The 22,380-nt window shown below is 61.3% G+C and carries 17 protein-coding genes and 1 riboswitch; of the genes, 15 read left to right on the top strand and 2 right to left on the bottom strand.

Annotated features, from left to right (window positions below):
• Positions 1 to 4 precede the first annotated feature (4 nt).
• From M0D65_RS11250 to M0D65_RS11230, 5 genes are all read left to right on the top strand, one after another.
• Entirely contained in the window at positions 5 to 901 is an 897-nt protein-coding gene (locus M0D65_RS11250) for an APC family permease (protein WP_266252955.1), read from the top strand.
• Between the two features lie 14 nt (positions 902 to 915).
• Positions 916 to 1,497 carry a DUF1349 domain-containing protein gene (locus tag M0D65_RS11245; protein ID WP_266252737.1) on the top strand — a complete coding sequence of 194 codons (582 nt, stop codon included), beginning with the start codon at positions 916 to 918 and terminating at the stop codon, positions 1,495 to 1,497.
• A gap of 187 nt (positions 1,498 to 1,684) precedes the next feature.
• On the top strand, positions 1,685 to 2,731 hold the full coding sequence (locus tag M0D65_RS11240) for a glycoside hydrolase family 3 N-terminal domain-containing protein (protein WP_266252736.1): 1,047 nt from the start codon (positions 1,685 to 1,687) through the stop codon (positions 2,729 to 2,731).
• Between the two features lie 2 nt (positions 2,732 to 2,733).
• Positions 2,734 to 3,750, top strand: coding sequence for a glycoside hydrolase family 3 N-terminal domain-containing protein (locus tag M0D65_RS11235; protein WP_266252734.1), 1,017 nt, complete (start codon positions 2,734 to 2,736; stop codon positions 3,748 to 3,750).
• Positions 3,751 to 3,974: 224 nt separating this feature from the next.
• Entirely contained in the window at positions 3,975 to 5,165 is a 1,191-nt protein-coding gene (locus M0D65_RS11230) for an MFS transporter (RefSeq protein WP_308076658.1), read from the top strand.
• Between the two features lie 408 nt (positions 5,166 to 5,573).
• Here M0D65_RS11230 and M0D65_RS11225 read toward each other — a convergent pair whose 3' ends face one another.
• Positions 5,574 to 7,568: a TonB-dependent receptor gene (locus M0D65_RS11225; RefSeq protein WP_266252733.1), complete on the bottom strand. Its 1,995-nt coding sequence runs from the start codon at positions 7,566 to 7,568 to the stop codon at positions 5,574 to 5,576.
• A gap of 88 nt (positions 7,569 to 7,656) precedes the next feature.
• Positions 7,657 to 7,861, bottom strand: a riboswitch (cobalamin riboswitch).
• Positions 7,862 to 8,105: 244 nt separating this feature from the next.
• Between M0D65_RS11225 and M0D65_RS11220 the strand changes: the two genes are divergently transcribed.
• From M0D65_RS11220 to M0D65_RS11195, 6 genes are all read left to right on the top strand, one after another.
• Positions 8,106 to 9,749, top strand: coding sequence for a fatty acid--CoA ligase (locus tag M0D65_RS11220; protein ID WP_266252732.1), 1,644 nt, complete (start codon positions 8,106 to 8,108; stop codon positions 9,747 to 9,749).
• Between the two features lie 22 nt (positions 9,750 to 9,771).
• Positions 9,772 to 10,242 (top strand): MaoC family dehydratase, encoded by a 471-nt coding sequence (locus tag M0D65_RS11215; RefSeq protein ID WP_266252731.1) that lies wholly within the window; start codon positions 9,772 to 9,774, stop codon positions 10,240 to 10,242.
• 64 nt (positions 10,243 to 10,306) lie between these two features.
• Positions 10,307 to 12,013, top strand: a complete 1,707-nt coding sequence (locus tag M0D65_RS11210; protein WP_266252730.1) for an alpha/beta fold hydrolase — start codon at positions 10,307 to 10,309, stop codon at positions 12,011 to 12,013.
• 64 nt (positions 12,014 to 12,077) lie between these two features.
• Entirely contained in the window at positions 12,078 to 12,500 is a 423-nt protein-coding gene (locus M0D65_RS11205) for a phasin family protein (protein WP_266252729.1), read from the top strand.
• A gap of 73 nt (positions 12,501 to 12,573) precedes the next feature.
• Positions 12,574 to 13,407: a poly(3-hydroxyalkanoate) depolymerase gene (gene phaZ / locus M0D65_RS11200; protein ID WP_091013699.1), complete on the top strand. Its 834-nt coding sequence runs from the start codon at positions 12,574 to 12,576 to the stop codon at positions 13,405 to 13,407.
• The gene (locus M0D65_RS11195; RefSeq protein WP_266252728.1) at positions 13,404 to 14,699 is read left to right on the top strand and encodes a DUF445 domain-containing protein; all 1,296 of its coding nucleotides are present in this window, start codon (positions 13,404 to 13,406) and stop codon (positions 14,697 to 14,699) included. Before phaZ ends, M0D65_RS11195 begins: the two co-directional genes overlap by 4 nt.
• Before the next feature lie 8 nt (positions 14,700 to 14,707).
• Here M0D65_RS11195 and M0D65_RS11190 read toward each other — a convergent pair whose 3' ends face one another.
• The gene (locus M0D65_RS11190; protein WP_266252727.1) at positions 14,708 to 17,491 is read right to left on the bottom strand and encodes a LuxR C-terminal-related transcriptional regulator; all 2,784 of its coding nucleotides are present in this window, start codon (positions 17,489 to 17,491) and stop codon (positions 14,708 to 14,710) included.
• 168 nt (positions 17,492 to 17,659) lie between these two features.
• On the opposite strand from M0D65_RS11190, the gene M0D65_RS11185 reads away from it, so the two are divergent.
• The 4 genes from M0D65_RS11185 to M0D65_RS11170 all read left to right on the top strand — a co-directional run bounded on the left by M0D65_RS11185 (position 17,660) and on the right by M0D65_RS11170 (position 22,358).
• Entirely contained in the window at positions 17,660 to 18,409 is a 750-nt protein-coding gene (locus tag M0D65_RS11185) for an electron transfer flavoprotein subunit beta/FixA family protein (RefSeq protein ID WP_266252726.1), read from the top strand.
• A gap of 15 nt (positions 18,410 to 18,424) precedes the next feature.
• Positions 18,425 to 19,372, top strand: coding sequence for an electron transfer flavoprotein subunit alpha/FixB family protein (locus M0D65_RS11180; protein ID WP_266252725.1), 948 nt, complete (start codon positions 18,425 to 18,427; stop codon positions 19,370 to 19,372).
• A gap of 11 nt (positions 19,373 to 19,383) precedes the next feature.
• Positions 19,384 to 21,177: an acyl-CoA dehydrogenase C-terminal domain-containing protein gene (locus M0D65_RS11175; protein WP_266252724.1), complete on the top strand. Its 1,794-nt coding sequence runs from the start codon at positions 19,384 to 19,386 to the stop codon at positions 21,175 to 21,177.
• Positions 21,178 to 21,377: 200 nt separating this feature from the next.
• Positions 21,378 to 22,358, top strand: a complete 981-nt coding sequence (locus M0D65_RS11170) for an ABC transporter substrate-binding protein (protein WP_266252723.1) — start codon at positions 21,378 to 21,380, stop codon at positions 22,356 to 22,358.
• Positions 22,359 to 22,380: the final 22 nt, after the last annotated feature.

The following is a 22,380-nucleotide window of genomic DNA, read 5'->3' as shown; positions in this document are numbered from 1 at the left end:
CGCGTTGATCGGAGGAGTCTTCTTCTTTTTTCCTCACACGCAAGGATTGGGAATTCTGGTCGACACTAATCCCGTCAGCAAGCAGCCAATTCATTTCGTTACGATCGCACTTGCAACGCTTCTGCCGGTTTCCGTGCTGTTGGGATGGGAAGGTGCCGCAGACCTTGCCGAAGAAACCCGGGATCCTCGCAAGACCGCGCCTCGGGCAATGATCAGGGCGGTCGTGGTATCGAGTGTCCTCGGCATCGTCGTGTTCGCTTTGCTGGGAATGGCAATTCCGGGGTCGGTAGAGCAGCTTCTGGCTCATTCGGAGAACCCCGTCATTCATCTCGTCCGGTTGCAACTCGGGCGCGTCGCGGGCAGTGTGATGGTTGTCGTAGCGTTCGCGTCGATTCTCGCCTGTCTGATTGCGAACATGGCGGTGGCGACGCGTATGGCGTTTGCGTTGTCGCGGGACAAGATGCTACCTGGCTCTGGGTTTCTGTCGTCCGTCAATCCGAGGTTCGGCACGCCTGTAGGCGCAATTGTCCTGATCACGGTCATTGCGGTAGTGCTGAATCTCGCGAGCGGTGGATTTGTCACGGCGATTTACTCGATGGTGGGTTTGACGTACTACCTGACTTACTTTCTGACCCTGGTCGCCGCTTATCTGGCACATCGCCGCGGCGATATGCCGAGCGCGCCGCAAGGGGTGTTCGATCTTGGCCGCTGGCTTGTGCCCATGATCGTGACCGGTGGGGCATGGACCCTGGTCGTCATCGTCACGCTGACGTTACCCGATGAGAATCATGACGCGGCCATCACCACACTTGCGGCACTCGCAATGGGCGCCATCTGGTGGCTGGCTTCGCTGAGGGGCAGGTTGAACCGTGGTGTTGCAGGGCCCCGGCAACACCGATGAAAACGAGGTGACAGATGGCAAGTTTGCATGAGCTGAGTTGGTTTAACGCGCCGCAGGCATCTGAGATTCGCTCCGGCGCCTTGTGGGTCAAAACCGCTGATCGGACAGATTTCTGGCGCGGGACTTTCTATGATTTCTGGCGCGATACGGGGCATTTTGGATACGTCACCGTGACAGGAGATTTTTCCGCAGAGGTCGCGGTCGATGCTCGCTACGAGGTCCTGTACGACCAGGCCGGTTTGATGATGCGTCAAAGCGAGGCGCACTGGATCAAAGCCGGGACAGAATTCTCTGACGGTCAACTCTGCATGTCTGTCGTCGTTACCAATAACTATTCCGACTGGTCGATGCAGCCTCTGGCGAGCTCGGCCAACGCGTTGCGATTGCGCTTGACGAGGCACGCTTCAGCCGTGCGGATTCAGTATCTACGCGAATCGGACAAGCGGTGGCAGCTCGTGAGACTGGCGTATTTTCCTCCTACCGAAAGCATCGACGTAGGCGTGATGTGCTGCTCTCCGGAGCGAGCTGGCTTTGAAGTGACATTTCGCGATTTTCAGGTGGGGCCCGCAATCGACCGGAGCCTCCACGACGAATAGACCGTCAGGCGACGTTGTTCATCGAATCCGGATCGAGCATAATCGAGCGTCGTTTTGTGCGTGTTCGTCCTTGACGGGTCCATAAATCGATCTATACTGCGCTATAAATTGCTATAGCAAGCAGAGATCGATACGCGCCACAGCGCGCTTTTTTGTGGCGCACCTTTACCCGACTGGAGATATTTCCTTGAACGATCTTATTCAGGACGCTCACGCGGTCCTGCTCCCGGCCTTTGGCGGTCTTGAACTCGACGACGTGGTTCTGCGTTACCTCGATAACGGTGGCGTCTCCATCCTCCTCGGCGAAAGCCGCGAGGAGTATGTCGCGCGTGCCATGAGTGACGAACGGCGTGCGCATGAGACCGCTGCCAACTTCGAACATGTCGTTGAACTCGCGCGACGTCATGCCGGAAGCGGCGTCATCGTGGCCATCGATCAAGAGCTCGGCGGCATTCAGCGTCTGCATCGGCTGGCACCGGCTCTACCAGACTTCGAAACGGCGCGTAGCCTTTCCGCGGACGAAATCACGCAGCAGTCGGCCGCGGTAGCGACAGCTGCCCGGGGTCTGGGTGTCAATCTGTTCCTGGCGCCGATAATCGACGTGGTCACCGGTATCAACCCGTGGCTCGAGCGTCGAAACCTTGGCGCCGATGCGGCTGAAGTGAGCCGTATCGCATGCGCGTTTGTGCGCGGTGTGCAGGCGGCCGGTGTCGCTGCTTCAGCGAAGCACTTCCCTGGACATCCTGTGACGGAGCTCGATCCGGCATTGCATGAGGCGGTGGTCAAGGCCACCCTGGATGAACTGCAACCCACGATCGGTGTGTTCAGAGATGTGATCGATGCAGGTGTGAGTGCGGTGATGGCAGGTCCGGCGCTAGTGCCAGCTATCGATGCCGACAAACCCTCCAGTACCTCGCATGACACGCTGTCGTTTCTGCGGGGAGAGCTTGCTTTCCAAGGCCTGATCGTCTCGGACGATATTGACGCGCCCGGTATCCTGCGCGGCCGGACAATCGCGGCGACGGCAGTCGCGTCGCTGGTTGCGGGCACCGACCTGTTGCTTGTCTCCAGTCAATCGGGTCTTGATGTCATCGTCGGGACTATCGTCGAAGCCGTAAAGAGTGGGGCACTTGCACAGGAGCGGCTTGCAGAAGCGGCTCACCGGGTGCGCTCGCTGGCGCGAAACCTGGAGACGGGGCGCGCCGTCGGGACGCTTACCGCAAGGAGCACGTAACCGTGACCAGCGAAGTATCTCGCCTCGCGCATGCCGTGCTGTTTCCGGTGCTTGAAACGCTGGACATCGACGATCATATCGCTCGCTTCCTGGACAATGGTGGCAGGAGCCTCCTGTTCGGGGAGACGGGGGACGAATACGTCACCGGCAGAATGAGCGACCAGAGGCTCAAGCGGGAAACGCTCGATGCCTGGCAGGATGCGATCAGAACGGTGACGACGCGTGCAGGCCAACTGATATTGGCAGCCGACGCGGATATCGCTGCCGTCCATCGGTTGCAGGGAGTATGCGCACCACTGCCATCGCGTGAAGCCGCGCGGCGGATGTCAGGACCAGAGCTGGAACAGATCGTTTTTGAGGCCGCATGTGGAGTGGTCGACGCCGGGATCAATCTCGTCCTGTCTCCAACCGCCGACGTTTTGACAGGAAAGAACCCGTGGCTCGAGGGCCGTACGCTGGCCGACGATCCCGAGACCGCATCGCGAATGGTGCGTTCATATGTTCGCGGCGCTCGTCGTGCAGGCTTGAAGACGACTCTGAAGCATTTCCCCGGGCATCCCGTACTGGAAGGCCATCCGGGCACACCGGAAGCAACGGTACCTTCCTCGCTGGATGAACTGCGGGCTCAATGGGGTGCGTTCCGGGTTGGAATCGAAGAGGGCGTGAGCGCTGTGATGATGGGGCCGGCGCGCTTTGAGGCAACCCAGCCTGTGACAGCGGGGTCATTGTCGGCTGCATTGATCGCGCTCTTGCGGGAGGAACTGGAGTTTGGTGGGCTGGTTATGACCTGTGACATCGACCACAAGGCGACCATCGGGAACCGGTCACTCGGCGATACCACGGTCGATGCACTTGTAGCTGGCGCAGATCTAGTCTTGTTGTCACCCAAGGCCGTGCCGCACATCGATGAAATTGCGGTATCCATCGAGAAGGCCGTGCAGAGCGGCAAGCTTGATGCGACACGTCTTGATGCGGCCGCCGCGGCTGTTCACAGGCTGGCTGATTACCACGCCGTTTGACTGGAAGAGCGGGGAACTCTGCGGCGCAGGTTCCCTGGTTGCCCGGTTTGCCGCCGAGCCAGTGCCTAAGAGTGGATTTGCTGCCTTTGGATTGCAACCGCCGATGGATATTCTTGTTCACTACTTTGTCCGCTGTTTCGTCATCGTGGCGGTTGCCTGGTTCGGACTTGAAAGAAAGCGTTTCCCAGATCCTCCGGTCATGCACTCTGCTCCATGCGAGAGCGATGCCGCTACACACAACTCACAACATCCGTCAGTTCATGCCGTCTGATCTAACGTTACACAAATCATCCTTTGGTAGTCGCCAGGCTGCGACGCGCGCTATCTTTCTTGTGGCCGGTTATGGGAGAGCCTCCTGGGCGCCGCTCGTTCCATTCGTTAAGGCCAGAGTTGGGCTTGACGATGGCCAGCTCGGACTTCTGCTGCTTTGCCTGGGTGCCGGCTCGATGGTGGCGATGCCGTTCGCGGGAGGATTGACCTCCAGGTTCGGTTGCAGGACGGTGATAACGATAGCCACCGTGCTCCTTTGCGCTACGCTTCCTGCTCTCGCGTTCGTACATGACGTGCTATCTGCAATTTTCGCTCTGACGTTCTTCGGTATGGCTGCGGGAGTGGTTGACGTGGCGATGAATATCCAGGCGATCGAAGTCGAGCGAAATTTCGGACGTTCAATCATGTCGGGTTTTCACGCGTTTTATAGTATCGGCGGTATCGTCGGCGCTGCGGGGGGCAGCCTGCTCCTCACCGTGGGTTTATCGCACGGAGGATCGACAGCTTTCGCGGCCGCGCTTATGGTGGTTGCCCTGTTCTACGCGTACCCCGCCTTGATTGCAGAGCCGCAAGCCGGCCAGGCAAGCGTCTTTGCTATCCCTCACGGAATCGTGCTGATTCTGAGCGTCTTCACTTTCATCGTTTTTCTGACCGAGAGCGCGGTGCTCGACTGGAGCGGTGTGTTCCTCACGTCAGAAAGAGGGATGTCTCATGCTTATGCGGGGTATGGGTACGCCGCATTTGCGGCACTGATGACCATGGGGCGTCTTACCGGTGATCGCGTCGTCAATCGCCTTGGAAAAACGCGTGTCGTCGTTGCCGGCAGCTTATGTGCGGCTACGGGGTTCCTCGTTGTCTCGTTCGCGACGTCCTGGGTCGTGGATCTATTCGGCTACGCACTTGTGGGAGCCGGTTGCTCCAATATCGCGCCGGTTCTTTTTTCATCGGTCGGAAAGCAGAAGATCATGCCAACAAGTACCGCCGTCGCTGCGATGACGACGATCGGGTACTGCGGAGTCTTTGTGGGTCCCGCGCTAATAGGAGCCCTTGCACGCTACACTTCACTTGCCTCTGCACTTCTCGGGCTGGTTGTCCTGCTGACCATCATCGCCGCAAGTGCACGAGCAGTGCTTCGAGATGCGTAGCCGCTGAACCAGTTCGTTATTGCTAAACCTTTCCAACGTCGGCCGCGTTCTGTCGAGCGGCGGTGTCGCTCACAATCGGCACAACTTCCAGTGCAGATGCGCTCCTTCTTTCAATCTCGACCCGCGGCTCGGCTGGTTTGCGGGGCGGCAATATCCGCCTCAGGGACAGGAGACGTTTGGCGCATTCAGTGACGCCAGCCCGGACCGATGGGGACGTCAGTTGATGCGCCGGAGGCTGGAGCGGGCTCAACGCGCCGGTCGAGTCGACCCCAAAGCGCGGCTCTATGAATCGGATTACCTACTGGGCGTGCACGATAGTTATCGTGCAGGCGGAGGCTGCTTTTCGTCTCGCCGCAAACGCGTAAGTACCGACCGGCACACCACAACGACCGGCCTTACTTCCCCCACCTAAAACGTATAAGAAACCTTCCCAAACGCCGTCCGCCCCAGCGTGTTATATCCATACGCCGTCACATACTGCCGGTTGAACAGATTCGACAGATTCGCCGACACCGTGAGATGCGAATTAACCCGATACGACGCGCGCAAATCGACCCGCGTATAAGACGGCAGATAAGTCGCATTGAACTGATCGTCAAACGTCGTCCCGCCATACAGCACAGAGACGCCCGTGCTGAGCGCATGCAGGTGGAACTCATCCCAGGTGTGATCGACACTCAGGTTGACCGTTTGACGCGGGCGACGATTGAGCCAGCTGCGGTCGGTGATGTCCTGCGGATTCAGGATGCCGACAGCAAGACTGACGGGTGTGGACTTGCCGAGTGTGCCTTTGTACGAGAGGTCGATGCCCTGAATACGCGCTTCGCCGATGTTATCGGGCGCGAAGGTCGCCGAGTTATACGCAATCAGGTTATGCACGCGGGTGTTGTAAATCGCCAGCGAGAAATTGCCGAACGAAGTGGCCGCGTCGAGTGCTGCTTCGACTGAATCGCTGCGTTCGGGCCGGAGATTCGGGTTGCCGAATTGCGGGTAGTACAGATCGTTGAAAGTCGGCAGACGGAACGCGTTGCCGTATGACAGTCGCGCCGTGTAGACGGGCGTGATCGCATACGACACGGCGACATTGCCGGTGTTGACCGACTGGCCTTCGACAATCTCATGGCGTCCCGCGAGGAACAGCGTGAGCGCACCGAGCGTGGCCGACTGATGGAGCGACACCGCGGAATCGTTGCGCGTCGGCACGCCGGTTGGGATATCGACAGGCAGGAAGGCTTGTTCGCGCGAGAAGTCGTAGGCAAGCTTCGTCTCACCCGACAGCGGCAGGCCGAACAACCGGAAGCCCTTTTCCTGATGCGTGAGCGACGTCGATGTGCTGAGACGCGTCGAGTCGATCTTGTCGCTCGAAATACCCGGGCTGTTGGTGGTGTAGTAAAACTGGCGGTCGTTCGCGTAACCGACGGACTGGTCGAACTGCGTGTCCGGTGCGATGTCCCAGTGGAATGCGACGCCCGTCGTCAACTGGTGATCGAGTTGCCGGTTATCGCCGCCCGCATTGTCGTACGAGAGGTCCGACCGGTGATAAAGCGCGAACGTGGAAATCGACCAGTCGCCGTGCGCATAGCCGAGGCGGCCGTCGATATCCTGCGCGTGGTACGGATTGCGGCCTGCTTCGTGACCGTATGCGTAAGGCTGGGTCGTATCGATCCCGGCCGTGTTGTAGTCGTGCAATCCGAGCGAATATGTGAGCCCGGCAAGCGCAGCAAGTGGGCCGGTCGAGGGGATACTGCCGGACGTACGAATCTGCGTATCAAACGTCTTGTTCGAACCGCCACCGGTGGAGATCGTGGTCTGGTTGGGCTGATTCGCCGAGTGGCGTGTGAACAGCTGCACGACACCGCCCACCGCGTTGGCGCCGAACGAAGCCGCCGCGGGACCTGAAATCACTTCGACACGCTCAAAGGCTGAAGCCGGCAGATCGGCCCATTCCGCTGTGCCCGTGGTCGCGGAGCCCACGCGGATACCGTCGATAAACACGGCAACCTGCGCACCCGACGAACCGCGAATGCTGACAGACGCCGTCGCGCCCGGCCCGCCGTTCTGCGCAACGGTAACACCGGGAAGCGTAGCGAGCGCCTGCGTGATGCTGGGATCGGCGGGCGAGAGCCGGTCGAGATCCTGACGCGTCAGAACGTGCGTCGTCGCATACCGTTGATCGAACGATTGCGGTAGATGCTGCGTATCGCCGGTGACGACGATGTTCGGCAGTGTGGTCGTGGTGTCGGAGGAAGATTGCGGCGCTGGTGGCGACGTCGAATCGTCAGCCGCCTGTGCGATCGATGCACCGAACGAAAGGGCGAGGGCGGCGGAAATTCCCGCAACTCCCGCAACGCGACGCGAGAAAGCTTTCTGAAAGAAAGCGGTTTTTCTAATGATGCTAGCCATGTGACAGATCCAGAGGTCGGAGCCGTCCTTGCAACACGCACTCGCATCACGCGGTGCTCGCGCTTCGGGACACCCCGCCCGGCGCGGCTGCAGGACCTCGGTTGATGGCAGGTCTCCTGGCTCACGGGTCGCCGCCCGGTGCCGACCTTCCCGGTTTCCCAGTGGCCATGAGTGGCACGGACTCGCCGCTTACAGTTGCGGGGGCAGCCGCAGACTCGAAGCGTCGATCCATCGACGCGACTACTGCGTTCCCTTTTATCCCTATCACGGGAACCATCGAGGCGAGAGCGTAACGATTCCCGCGCGGCGCAGTCAATCTTTTCGGGCAAACGCGGGGCTCGTGCGACGCGCTTTTGCAACGGCCCCGTCTGCGCCGCAATCTCCGCGGCGCGCCTACCCCCATAACGCTCCCCTGTTCGGGGGATAGTCCGTCCCCCTGATCAAATCGATGATGGCATCAACCGGGATGCCACCGCACGCGATACGTACCCACAGCCTGTGTCAGCCCGATCGATTTCTCGACTCAAGGAGATTTAGATGCAGGACGCCGTGCAAGACATCACGCCTTCCCCGTACGCCTATCCGCTGCTGATCAAGCAGTTGCTGCATACGTCGTTCGTTCAGGCACCGGACCAGGAAATCGTCTACCGCGGCAAGCTGCGGATGACCTACACCACGCTGAAGGAACGCATTGCGCGGCTCGCCAATGGTCTCGACGGGCTCGGCGTGCGGCACGGCAGCACGGTGGCGGTGATGGACTGGGACAGCCACCGCTATCTGGAGGCGTACTTCGCGGTCCCGATGATGGGTGCCGTGCTGCAGACGGTCAACGTGCGCCTGTCGGAGGCCGAGATCGCCTACACGATCAATCACGCCGGCGCCGAGGTGCTGTTCGTTCACACCGATTTCCTGCCGGTGGTCGAAGCGATCAAGGATCAACTCGAAACGGTCCGCACCTTCGTATGGATCGATGAGCCGGGTAGTGAACCGACCGCACACACCATTGCGTTCGCTACCGAATACGAAGCGATGCTCGCAACGAGCGCCACGAGCTACGACTTCCCCGACTTCGACGAGAACACCCGGGCCACCACGTTCTATACGACCGGTACTACGGGCCTGCCCAAGGGCGTGTACTTCTCGCATCGTCAGCTGGTTCTGCACACGCTGACCTTGATGGCGGCGCTCGCGAGTCCGATGTCGGGCCAGCGCTTTCATCGCGGCGACGTCTATATGCCGCTCACGCCGATGTTCCATGTGCACGCCTGGGGCATGCCCTACATCGCCACCGTGTTAGGCGTGAAGCAGGTCTATCCGGGCCGCTACGTACCCGAGCGTCTCGTACAACTGATCCGCGACGAAGGCGTCACGTTTTCGCACTGCGTCGGCACGATCCTGCACATGCTGCTTTCGTGCGATACCGCGAAGCACGCGGACTTCAGCAAGTGGAAGGTGATCATCGGCGGCGGCGCGCTGCCGCATGGTCTTGCGAGCGCGGCGCTCGAGCGCGGCATCGATATCTTCGTCGGCTACGGGATGTCGGAGACGTGTCCTGTCTTGAGCCTCGCGCAACTACCGCCGCACACCGGCCCGCTCGATCGCGATGAAGAGGTGCGTCTGCGCTGCAAGACCGGCTTTCCCGTTCCGCTCGTCGATCTGCGCATCGTCAACGAGAGCATGGAAGACGTTGCGCACGACGGCAAGGCCTACGGCGAGATCGTCGCGCGTGCACCGTGGCTCACGCAGGGCTACCTGAACAATCCCGATGCCTCCACGCAACTCTGGGCTGGCGGTTACCTGCATACCCAGGACATCGCGAACATCGACGCGACCGGCAACATCCAGATCACCGATCGCATCAAGGACGTCATCAAGTCGGGCGGTGAATGGATTTCGTCGCTTGAAATCGAGAGCCTGATTTCGCAGCACCCCGATGTCGCGGAAGTCGCGGTGATCGGCATCAAGGACGACAAATGGGGCGAACGGCCGGTGGCGCTCGTGGTGCTGAAGGCGGGCGCGGCGTTGACCGAAGACGGCGTCAAGGAACACGTGATGGGTTTCTGCAAGACCGGGCGGATCTCGAAGTACGCGGTGCCGCAGATCGTCAAGTTCGTCGAAGCACTGCAGAAAACGAGCGTCGGCAAAACCAACAAGAAGTGGTTGCGCGAACAGTTCGCGTGACCGGCCTTAAGGAGCAGACACGATGAGCATCAATGGATACAGCGTCGCCACGATCGACGACTTCGTAGGCCGTGAACTGGGCATATCGGACTGGGTCACCGTCGATCAGGCACGCATCGACGCCTTCGCAGCATGCACCGGCGACCGGCAGTGGATTCATGTGGACGTGGAGCGTGCGACACGCGAGAGCCCGTTCGGCGGCACGATCGCGCACGGCTATCTGACGCTGTCGCTGCTGGCGGCGGCTGCGATCGAGGTCGGCATCATTCCCGCGGACGCATCGGCCGGGCTGAACTACGGGCTCGACAAGGTGCGCTTCATGACGCCGGTGAAAGCGGGTGCGCGCGTGAGAAATCGCGTGACGCTGGTCTCGGTGGAAAAGAAGGGTGGCGGCCGGATCATCGTCAAGACGATGAACGAATTGCAGATCGAGAACGAAGACAAGCCGGCGCTGATTGCCGAAACCCTGGCGATGCTCGTGGCGGCTGCATAAGCCTTCGGATCGCACAACCAGGCCAACCAGGCTAACCAGACAGAGACGTTTGAGGAGCAGCACCATGGCGGCACATGACGAAAGCACGACACGTAGCGAGCAGGCGAACGACGTTGCGGCATCTGCCGCGGAAGGCATGCTCGGACCGAATCCGTTCGTGGGGCTGCGGCCACGCGACATTCTCGCTACCGCGCAACAGATCGGCACTCAGGCGCTGCGGCAACCGGCCTTGCTTCTCGAGCAGGAAGCCGCACTCGCTCGCGATCTGATGGCGGTGTTAGGCGGCAGCGCGGATCTCGCGCCCTCGCAAGGCGACAAACGTTTCACCGATCCGGCGTGGCAGAGCAACTCGCTGTATCGCATGGCGATGCAAGGCTATGTCGCATGGCGCAACGCGTTGACAGGTTTTGTCGACCGCTCGACGCTCGACGACAAGAGCAAGGAACGCGCGCGGTTCGTCCTGTCGCTCTTCACCGATGCGGTATCGCCGACCAACACGCTGCTCGGCAATCCGGCAGCGCTCAAGAAGATCATCGATTCGGGCGGCGCCAGCCTGCTGGGCGGCATCCGCAACCTCGTGACCGATGTCGTGCAGAACCAGGGGATGCCGGCGCAAGTCGACAGGAGCGCGTTCAAGGTGGGCGAAAATCTCGCCACGTCGCCGGGTGCAGTGGTGTTTCGCAACGAGGTGCTCGAGTTGATCCAGTACACACCGGCCACCGAGCACGTGTACACCCGCCCGCAACTGATCGTGCCGCCGCAGATCAACAAGTACTACGTGTTCGATCTGTCCGAAGGCAAGAGCATTGTCGATTACCTCGTGAAGAGCGAGTTCCAGGTGTTCGTGGTGAGCTGGCGCAATCCTACCGCTGCGCAGAGTCACTGGGACCTCGATACCTATGTTGCCGCGCTGCTTGAGGCCATCGCGGCTATGCGCGAAATCACGGGTAGCGAGGACGTCAACCTGCACGGCGCGTGTTCGGGGGCGATGACGATTTCGGCGTTGCTCGGCCACCTCGCCAGCCGCGGCGACACGAGCGTGCATGCCGCCACGCTGATGGTTGCGGTGCTCGACAATACCGCCGACTCGCAACTCGGTCTCTTCGCGACACCGGAAGCGATCGCCGCCGCGAAGCAGAACAGCACGTCGAAGGGCGTGCTGGCCGGCGAGGAAATGGGCCGTGTGTTCGCATGGATGCGACCCAACGATCTCGTCTGGAACTACTGGGTCAATAACTATCTGCTCGGCAAAACGCCGCCCGCTTTCGACATCCTTTACTGGAACAACGACGCAACGCGGTTGCCCGCGAAGATGCATGGACAACTGCTCGATATCTTCGTGGGCAATCTGTTCAGCAAACCTCGTGCGCTGACGGTGCTCGGTACGCCGATCGATCTGTCCGAAGTGACCTGCGACAAATACATCGTCGCCGGCATGACTGATCACATCACGCCGTGGAAGGGCGTGTACAACACGGCGCGCACGTTCGGCGGCAAGACGCGCTTCGTGCTGAGTTCGAGTGGCCACATTCAAAGTCTGATCAATCCGCTGGGCAATCCGAAGGCGAAGTTCTTCCATAACCCGGAGTTGCCTGCGACTGCCGATGCATGGCTCGGCAATGCCCAGACCGAAAAGGACTCGTGGTGGGGCGACTGGCGCACGTGGCTTGTCGATCACTCCGGCGAGCGCCGTACCGCGCCGGCAGCAGTCGGCAGCGCGAAGCATCCCGCTGGCGTGAAAGCGCCGGGAACCTATGTCATGGAAGCATGACGCATCCTCGTTGACCGCGCCGCGGCCAACACATTCTTAATGCAGTTTCACTGGAGTATCGATAATGGACACAACCAATTCGAACAGTATTTTCGACGAGTACAAGAAGGTCATCACGCAGTTCAAGTTGCCCGGCATCGACGTCAACGCGGTTCTCGAGTCGCGCCGCAAGGACATCGAGGCAATTGCAGAAGCCAATACGACGGCGCTGGCGGGCGTGCAGTCGCTGGCCCAGAAGCAGTCGGAGATCCTTCGCACGACACTGACCGAGCTGCAGTCGCTCGTCGGTCGCGTGGCGGCCTCGGGTGTCAAGCCTTCGGCCAATACGGGCGAAGTGGTCCAGCAGGCGTTGCACAAGGCACTCGCCGATATGCAAGAACTCGCGAGCACGGCTTACCGTGCACAGTCGGACAGCTTCGCGGTCGTGTCGCGGCGCGTTGCCGAACACGTCGAGGAACTGAAGACGCTCTTGCAACCGAAGAAGTGATGGGGCAGTGCCCGTGCGGCCTGACCAAACCTCCAACGCGGTATCCTTCCAGAAGATCATCCGGAAACAAGAAATGCACCCGAGCCCCGAATCAGCTTGCAGCATGCAAATCCAGATGATCGACCTGGACGGTCAGACACTGCGTGTCGCCACATGGCACGGCAGCGATGCGTCGCCGCCGTTGCTCATTTTCAACGGCATCGGCGCGAACCTCGAACTGGTCGAGCCGTTCGTCGCGGCGCTCGAAGATGTGAGCGTCATCATCTTCGATATTCCCGGTGTGGGCGGTTCGCCTGTGCCCGTTGTGCCGTATCGCTTTTCGACGTTGTCGGTGCTCGCCGACAAGCTGCTCACGCGGCTCGGTTACGACGGACCCGTCGACGTGCTCGGCGTATCGTGGGGCGGCGCGCTGGCGCAGCAGTTCGCGCGTCTGTATCCGGGCCGCTGCCGCAGGCTGATTCTCGCGGCAACCTCGCCGGGCGTGATCATGGTGCCGGCGAAACTGTCGGTGCTGTCGAAGCTGATCGGACCGCGCCGCTACACCGATCCCGCCTATCTGCAAGAGGTGGGCGCGGAAATCTACGGAGGCGCTTACCGGCGCGATCCGTCGTTGCTAAAGGCGCACAGCCGGCATATCCAGCCGCCGCGCGGTCGCGGTTACCTGTATCAACTGCTGGCCGCGACCGGCTGGAGCAGCCTGCCGTGGCTCGGCGCGCTGCGCCAGCGAACCATGATCATGCACGGCACCGACGACCCGATCGTGCCGCTGACCAACGCAAAAATTCTCGCGGCACGTATCCGCGATTCGACGCTCTATGTGATCGATGACGGTCATCTGTTTCTTATCTCGCGCGCGAGCGAAGTCGGGCCGGTGGTGCGCAGGTTTCTCAGGCAGGAGGCAGGTTGAATTTTTTTGCTGGCGATGGCGATGAGGCGCGGTCGATTAATGCCGCTGCCAACGCACGTGAAGATCGCAAGATAGCGGGCCTGAGGCGCATGCGTCGGACGGCGCTATGCCTGCTCGTCCTGATGATCGCGTTGTTGTTCGCATGTGTGGTGTGGCAGGCGCAGTATCCGTGGCTTGCGTGGCCGCGAGCGTTTGCGGAGGCCGGCACGGTCGGTGCGATCGCGGACTGGTATGCGGTCGTCGCGCTGTTTCGTCGCCCGTTGGGTTTGCCGATCCCGCATACGGCCATCATTTCGCAGAACCAGCAGCGCATCGCCGAGAGCCTAGGTCATTTCGTCGAAGAAAATTTTCTGACGCCGGACCTCATCGTCGACAGGCTGGGCAGTCACGATGCGGCAAAGGCGCTGGCGCAGTGGCTGGCACAACCGGCGAACAGCCGCGGCGTCGCCGATGTCGCCGCGGATGCCGTTGCCGGACTGCTTGCGGGTATGAATGAAAAAGACGTGCAATGGTTTTTCGATCATCTGGTGATACCGCAACTGCGTACGCTCGACGTCTCCCGCATGGCCGGCAACGTGCTCCAGATCCTGACTGAAGACGAGCGGCATCAGCCGTGGCTCGATCACGGGCTCGATGCGCTGGAAAAGTGGTTAGTGGCCAACGTCGAAATGATCAAGGCCAAGTTCAGCGAAACGTCGAAGTACACGCCTGCGCGGCTCGATGCCTATATCGTCAGGAAATTTGTCGAGGGCATCATTGCGCTGCTTCATGAAGCAGCGGCGAGTCCGGATCACGAACTGCGCCGCCAGTTCGACGAAACCGTGCGCGAGTTGATCGTGCAGTTGCAGACCTCGCCGGGGCATCGTCGTTTCGGCAGATCGTTGATGCGCGACTGCATTCGTCATTTCAGGCAAGCCGATTATTACCGCGTGCCGCTCGACCGTTTGCGCGAACATGTGATCGCCGATCTCGGCCGTGAGCCATCGGCGGTGCGCGACGCTTTCACCCGTATGCTGGTGTCGCTCGGCAAGCGGATCGGCCGCGAGCCCGAGATTCAACGCAAGCTGAACGCATGGTGGCTCACGCTTGCGCGTGAACTCGTCACACGCTACGGGCGCCAGGTTTCTGTGCTGATCACCGAAGTCGTCAAAGGCTGGGACGCAGAAGAAGTCAGCCGCAAGATCGAAACGGAAATCGGCCGCGACCTGCAATATGTGCGGATCAACGGCACGTTCGTAGGCGGCATGGTCGGCCTGTTGCTTCATGCCGCCACACTTTTCGTCATGCATTGAGACCCGCGCTAACCGGCTGCGACCAGTCCTAGTGTCTGGGCACGGGAAACAGCGTGCGCGCGCTTGTCGACGTTCAGTTTGACGAAGATGTTCTTGACGTGTGTCTTGACCGTTTCGGGTGCAATCCCCAGCGTGCGTGCGATTTCCTTGTTCGACTGCCCCTGGGCAATCAGCTCGACAATGCCGCGTTCGCGTGCGCTCAACGGCTCGCGTTCCATGTCGCGCCTGGGCACGGCGGGCTCGTACAGCGCCCGCCAGCCGTCCAGCAGACGATCGATGTACGCGGTGCTCTCCTTCGTTTGCGGCGTCGAGCGCGTGTCGTCGCGCACCGCACGCAGCAGGGGCCCGATTTCCGGCCCCTGGTCGATGATCGAGCGGTAGATATCGCTGTTCGCGCTCAAGACTTCGCGAAAGATTTCTACGGCGCGCGTCGGCTCGTTCGAGCGTAACCAGACGAGCGCGAGCACCGTGCGCAGGCGCAGGGCAAGATAATCGCCGTGCCGGTCTTCGACGCTTTGCAACGCAGCCGCCAACGACGTGAGCGCTTCACCGGTATCGTTGCGGGCCATCGAGACCCAGGCCATCGCGATCGCGCGGTAGGTTTCGATTTCCGGCGAGACGGCCTGCCCGGCGTTGGAATGCGAGCGCACGAGCTGATTCATTTGCACGATACAAGCCGATGCTTCCGTCATCCTTCCTTCGTCGAGATAGAGCCGTGCGCGCTCGACAAGGACACCGGCAATCATCCGGTCCCAGCCGCGCGCATAAGCGAGGATCTGCGCCTGATCGAGCAACGTATAGGCGCGCTCAGTGTCGGCACGAGCAATCGCGATGCGGATCCGCACACGGTAGGCAATCAACGTGCTGTCGAGCAGCACCGCCAGATCGATCACCGGCATCAGATCGAGCAACAGCGCTTCCGCTTCGTCGAGCCGTCCCTGCTCGTACCAGATCTGCGCAATCATCGGCGCGCACAACGCAACCGAGATCGATTTCGGACCCGTATGACGCTCGGCGAGTTGCATCGATTCGGTGAAATAGCGTTCGGCGAGCGCGAAGTGCATCTGCTGCATTTCCGCGTGGCCGAGCAGGCATAGCCGGTAGACCGAGGCGAATACGTTGCGCTGATCTTCTTCGATGGAGTAGGGGATCCACGGTGTCGCGTACAGCGCCTGCAGGTTACCGGCTTTCCAGTGCCCGAAACGCACGACGTTGGAGACGACGTTGGTGGTCCAGCTATCGGTTGAAGGCCGTTCGAGACAGGTCTGCGCGATCGCAAGCGCGCGCGGCGCATCGTCCTGTAGTGCGATCGCCACCGAACGGATGGCCTGGCACTCCCAGTGGATGTTGTCGAGCGCATCGCTTGAGTGACTGCCCGCGTCGCGTTCGATCTCGTCGAGCATCGCGCGCGCTTCGTCGAAGCGCATCGCAAGCGCCATGCCCCATGCAATGGCCAGCTTGATCTTGACCTGTCCACGCATCAGATGTGCGGGGAACTGGCGTTGCCAGCCGAGCAGCGTCAGCAGATCGCCCTTTGTGACGAGCGCCATGGCGCAGTGGCTCATCAGCGCGACCGCGTCTTCGGTGTCACCCGCGGCGATCGCGTGTTTGACCGCGTCGGTCCATAGCGCCTCTTTCGCGTACCACTCGCTCGCGCGCCGATGCAGCACTGCAACCTTGTCACGCTGTTGCGTTTCGAGCCGCTGACGCAGGTATTCGCCCATCAGATGGTGATAGCGGAACCAGTGTCCTTCGACATCGATCGGCTCGAGCAGCAACTGGCGCGCCGAGATCGTCTCGAGCATGTCCCGTTCGGTCGCGATACCGGTGACCGCTTCGCATAGCGATGCGCTCAGGCGATCGAGTATCGACGTGCACAACATGAACTCGACCATGTCCGCGGGCAAACGCTTGAGCATCTCTTCGAGGTAGGCGGCGAACGGCCGGGACGCACCGGACGGCGCGCTCGCACCCCAATCCGTTTTGCCTTCGCCGCGCGCGAGCACCGAAGCCGAAATGCGCAGCGCCGCGGCCCAGCCTTCCGTGCTCGCGAACAACGACTTGACGCTGGCCGGACGCAATTCGCCGGGGCATTCGTGCTCGACGAAGCTGCGGGTTTCGTCGATGTTAAAACGCAGCGTCGACGCATCGATTTCCAGCAACTCGTTGCGCGCTCTGAGGTTGGCAAGCGGTAGCGGTGGATCGGCACGCGTGCAGATCACGACATGCACGTTCGAGGACACGTTCGCGATGAAGTACGACATCGCATCGTGAATGGCGGGCAGCGTGATCAGGTGATAGTCGTCGATGAACAGATAGACCTCGTCGTCGACTTCGATAAGTTCGTTGACGAGTGTCGACACGACCAGATGCGCGGGCACGAGCGACGCTTCGGTGGTCAGGCTGACCGCGGACGGCCCGACGCTCGCGCAGACGTTGCGCAATGCCTGGGCCAGGTGATGGAAGAAGCGGGCGGGCTCGTCGTCCTCGGTATCGAGCGATAGCCAGGCGACAAAGGCGCCGCCTGCATTCAGCTCGTTGAGCCACATGAGCGCCAGCGAGGTTTTACCGAAACCGGCCGGCGCCTTGATGACCGTGAGCCGTTTGTATTCCGCCTTGCCGGCGAGAGAGAGTAGCCGCGGCCGGTCGATCAACCCAGGGGGCAGGCGCGGCGGAAAGACTTTCGTGGCGAGGAAGAGAGGCGGCCTCTTCGGGGGCGTCGCTTCTATCACGTGCATCAGATGCTCCGGGCGTTCGGGTTGACCCTGGCTGCCATTCCCCATCCATGTCATCGCACTCCCCTTTACGGGGGATTCTGCGTGGCGCTGCACTCAGACACCATGAACAAATCATACGCCCAACCATCTGGAGGACGCAGACATGTCTAGTGCATCGAATCGTATTGCGGTGCACCAAGCCTTGCCGCCGTCGCGCAGTTTTCCATCTAAACGGAGTCGCCGATGAAAGTTCTGGTTCCTGTGAAACGCGTCGTCGACGCGAATGTGAGAGTCCGCGTGAAAGCCGACGGCAGCGCCGTCGACATCGCGAACGTGAAGCTGTCGATGAACCCCTTCGATGAAATCAGCGTGGAAGAAGCCGTGCGGTTGAAGGAGGCGGGCGCGGCATCGGAGGTGGTGGTGGTGTCCTGCGGCGTGCCGGGCTGCCAGGAAACGCTGCGTACGGCGCTCGCAACCGGTGCCGATCGCGCCATTCTCGTCGAGACCGACATCGAGTTGCAGCCACTGGCCGTGGCGAAGCTGCTCAAGGCGCTCGTAGAGAAGGAACAACCGCAACTCGTGATGCTCGGCAAGCAGGCCATCGACGACGACGCGAATCAGGTCGGCCAGATGCTCGCGGCATTGCTCGGCTGGCCGCAGGCGACATTCGCATCGAAGGTCGTCGTGGAAGCGGGAAAAGCGACGGTGACGCGCGAGATCGACGGCGGGCTGGAGACGATCGAGGTCGACCTGCCGGCTGTCGTGACCACCGATCTGCGTCTCAACACACCGCGCTATGCGACGCTGCCCAACATCATGAAGGCGAAGAAGAAGCCACTCGAAGTGATAACACCCGATGCGCTCGGTGTCGACGTTGCGCCGCGGCTATCGACGCTGAAGCTCGCCGAGCCGGCAAAACGCGAGGCAGGCGTGCGCGTGGCCGATGCCGCCGATCTTGTAGCCAGGCTGAGGAATGTTGCTCACGTCATCTGACCGGAAGAGGAAAGCATGTCCATACTCGTTATTGCAGAACACGACAATCAGACGCTGAAGGCGGCGACGTTGAACACCGTAAGCGCTGCTGCGCAGCTTGGCGACGACATTCATGTTCTTGTCGCTGGAGCGCAATGCGCGGCTGTGGCCGAACAGGCTGCAAGCATCGCCGGTGTGAAGCGCGTGCGGGTTGCCGATGCGCCGCACTATGCGCATCCGCTCGCGGAAAACCTGGCCGCGTTGATCGAAGCAATCGCCGCAGACTACAGCCACGTCCTCGCGCCCGCCACGACCACCGCGAAGAACGCGCTGCCGCGTGTCGCTGCGCGGCTCGACGTCGCGCAGATTTCCGATGTCGTCGCCGTCGAATCCGCCGATACGTTCGTGCGCCCGATCTACGCGGGCAATGTACTTGCGACCGTGCGCAGTGCGGACCGCATCAAGATCATCACGGTTCGCACGACAGCGTTTGCAGCGGCGCTCGCCGAAGGCGGCGCGGCTGCAATCGAACCGCTCGCAGCGGCCGCCGAAGTCCCGGGCTCGCGTTTCGTGAGCCAGCAACTGACACGCTCCGAACGCCCGGAACTGACAGCGGCGCAGCGCGTGATCTCGGGTGGCCGGGGCATGGGCTCCGGCGAAAACTTCGCGTTGCTCGAAGACATCGCGAACAAACTGGGCGCGGCAGTCGGTGCATCGCGCGCTGCCGTGGATGCCGGCTTCGTGCCGAACGACTATCAGGTCGGCCAGACCGGCAAGGTGATCGCGCCGCAGCTCTACATCGCGGTCGGCATCTCGGGTGCGATCCAGCATCTGGCCGGCATGAAGGACTCGAAGGTGATCGTCGCGATCAACAAGGACGAAGAGGCGCCGATCTTTCAGGTTGCCGATTACTGGATCGTCGGCGATCTTTTCAAGGTGTTGCCGGAGTTGTCCGGCGAACTGGACAAACTGCAAGCGAACTGACGCTGGAGGTCATGATGAGCACCTATATCGCCCCGTTGCGCGACATGCGCTTCGTGATGACGGAACTGGCCGGGCTCGACGGGTTAACCGCGCTGCAGGGCTTCGAAGAGGCGACGCCCGAACTCGCCGACGCTGTACTCGATGAGGCGGCCAGGCTCGCAACAGAAGTACTCGCGCCGCTCAACAAGACCGGCGACGAGCAGGGCGCGCGCCTGTCGAAAGAGGGCGTCATTGCAGCCGACGGCTTTGCGAAAGCCTATGGGCAGTTCGTGGAAGGCGGCTGGAGCGGCCTTTCCGGCGATCCGGAATTCGGCGGCCAGGGCCTGCCCGAGTTGCTGCAAGCGGCGACCGTCGAGATGTGGAATTCGTCGAACATGGCGTTCGCACTGTGTCCTCTGTTGACGGCGGGCGCCACCGAAGCGTTGCGTCAACACGGCTCAGACGAACTGAAAGGACGCTATCTGCCGAAGCTCGTGAGCGGCGCATGGACCGGCACGATGAATCTGACCGAACCGCAGGCGGGCTCCGATCTCGCCGCTGTGCGCACGAAAGCCGTGCCCGAAGACGACCACTATCGCCTGTATGGCCAGAAGATCTTCATCACGTGGGGCGATCACGATATGACGGACAACGTCATTCACCTCGTGCTCGCACGCACGCCGGATGCGCCCGAGGGCGTGCGCGGCATATCGCTGTTCGTGGTGCCGAAGTTTCTGCTGAATGCAGATGGCTCGCCGGGGCAACGCAACGACGTGCACTGCGTGTCGCTCGAACACAAGCTCGGCATTCACGCGAGTCCGACCTGCGTGATGAGTTTCGGCGACGAGAGCGGTGCGATCGGTTATCTGGTGGGGCAGGAGAACAAAGGCCTCGCGCACATGTTCACGATGATGAACGAGGCGCGCCAGAAGGTCGGTATTCAGGGGCTGGCGATTGCGGAGCGCGCTTATCAGCAGGCTCGCGAATATGCGAAGGAGCGCGTGCAGGGGCGGCTCGCATCGAGCAGGTCGGGCGGCGCTGTGGCGATCATTCATCACCCGGATGTACGGCGCATGTTGCTGACGATGAAGTCGCAGGTCGAAGCGATGCGTGCTTTCGCCTACGTGATGGCCGCGGATATGGACCGCGCGCATCGCGACCCCGATGCTGCGGAGCGCGCACGTCGCCAGGTGCGTGTCGATTTTCTGATCCCCGTGTTGAAGGCATGGTGCACGGAACTGGGCGTCGAGATCGCATCGATGGGCGTGCAGGTGCACGGCGGAATGGGCTATATCGAAGAGACGGGCGCATGCCAGTTCCTGCGCGACGCGCGCATCGCACCGATCTACGAAGGCACGACCGGCATCCAGGCTGCGGACCTTGTCGGCCGCAAGATCGCGTCGGATCGAGGCGCCGGGATGGCCGAACTGATCGCGGAGCTGCGCGAGACCGCGGCGGAGCTGGTGCGCAGCACCGCTACGCAGGTGGTGTCCATCGGCGCAGCGTTGACGACGAGCGTCCAGGCGCTGGAGGAAGCCACCGCATGGGTCGTGCAGACATTGACGACGCAACCCGATGCAGCGCTCGCCAGTTCCGTCGACTACCTGATGCTCGCAGGCTACGTATGTGGTGGATGGCAGATGGGGCGCGCGGCGCTGATTGCGTCGAGAAAAAGCGCGGCTAACGAAGACCCCGATTTCCATCGCACCAAACTCGCCACCGCGCGCTACTACGCCGACAAGATCCTGCCGGTCGCGAATGCGTTGCTGGAAACGATACGTAGCGGCACATCGAGTGGCTCGGAGCTGTCTATCGAGCAGTTCTGAGCGGCGACAAACGGCAAGACCGCACGAGCCAGGTCCTGCCGCGCAAAGACAGGGAAACGATGCAGGAAAACACCAGGCTCGCTGTTGACGCTCGCCAGTATACTGGCCCACTTGCCGGACGCAGTTGCTTCGCGAAGGTCGAAGCAAGTCGGAAGAAGTGAGGTTATGCACCGTTCGTCGGACTCAACAGGAGGACAAGAATGAAGCGCATCGTTTCCCACTATCTGGTCGCGCTGGCGGCGATCGTTACCTGCTCGTTCACGGGACCGGCGCACGCGGATGCGGTGAATCCCGTGGTCGCGTTGTTGCCGGGCGTCACCGATCCTTTCTACTTCACGATGCATCGCGGCGCCGAGCGGGCCGCGAACGAAGAGCATGTCCAGTTGCTGTTCCAGGTGCCGAAGGCATGGAATACCACCGAGCAGGTGCCGATCCTCAAGGCCTTCATCGCCAAACGCCCAGACGTCCTGCTGGTCTCGCCCGTCGACAAGCAGCAACTGATCGGACCGCTGAAAGAAGCGGCCGACGCAGGCATCAAGGTCATCACGGTCGACACGTATATCGGCGACGGCCACTATCAAACCGGCAAGGGCGACGCGGATTTCCCGCTGTCTTATATCGCCTCCGATAACCTGGAAGGTGGACGCGTGGCCGCGCGATCGCTTGCGAAGGCCATCGGCGACAAGGGGACGGTCTACTGCGAAAACAACAAGCCCGGCATCTCGAGTACCGATGCGCGCGCCGAAGGTTTCCTCGAAGAGATGAAGAAGCACCCGAACATCAAGGTGCTGCAAACGCAATATAACGAAGACGATGCGAATCGCGCCGCGTCGCATGTGGCTGCGGTGCTGGCGCGCAACCCGGATCTGGCCGGCGTGTTCGGCGCCAATACTTTCTCCGGCAGCGGTGCGGCTCAAGGTGTCAAGGCCGCGGGCAAGCAGGGTGTCGTGAAGGTCGTCGTGTTCGATGCCGTGCCTGGTGTCGATCAGCAGATCAAAAGCGGTCTCGTGGACATCGCGATCGCACAACGCCCGGATGAGATCGGCTACTACGGCGTGAAGTACGCGGCAGACCTGATTCACGGCAAGAAGATTCCGCCGTTCAAGAGCACGGGCTTCGTGGTGCTCGACAAGACGAACATCGACCAGCCGGATATGAAGCAATACATCTATTCGAACTAGGCAGGCGCTGTCGAACGAGAAT

Source organism: Paraburkholderia sp. CHISQ3 (assembly GCF_030464945.1).
Lineage (GTDB): Bacteria > Pseudomonadota > Gammaproteobacteria > Burkholderiales > Burkholderiaceae > Paraburkholderia > Paraburkholderia megapolitana.
This window is presented reverse-complemented; position numbering and strand designations above follow the sequence as displayed.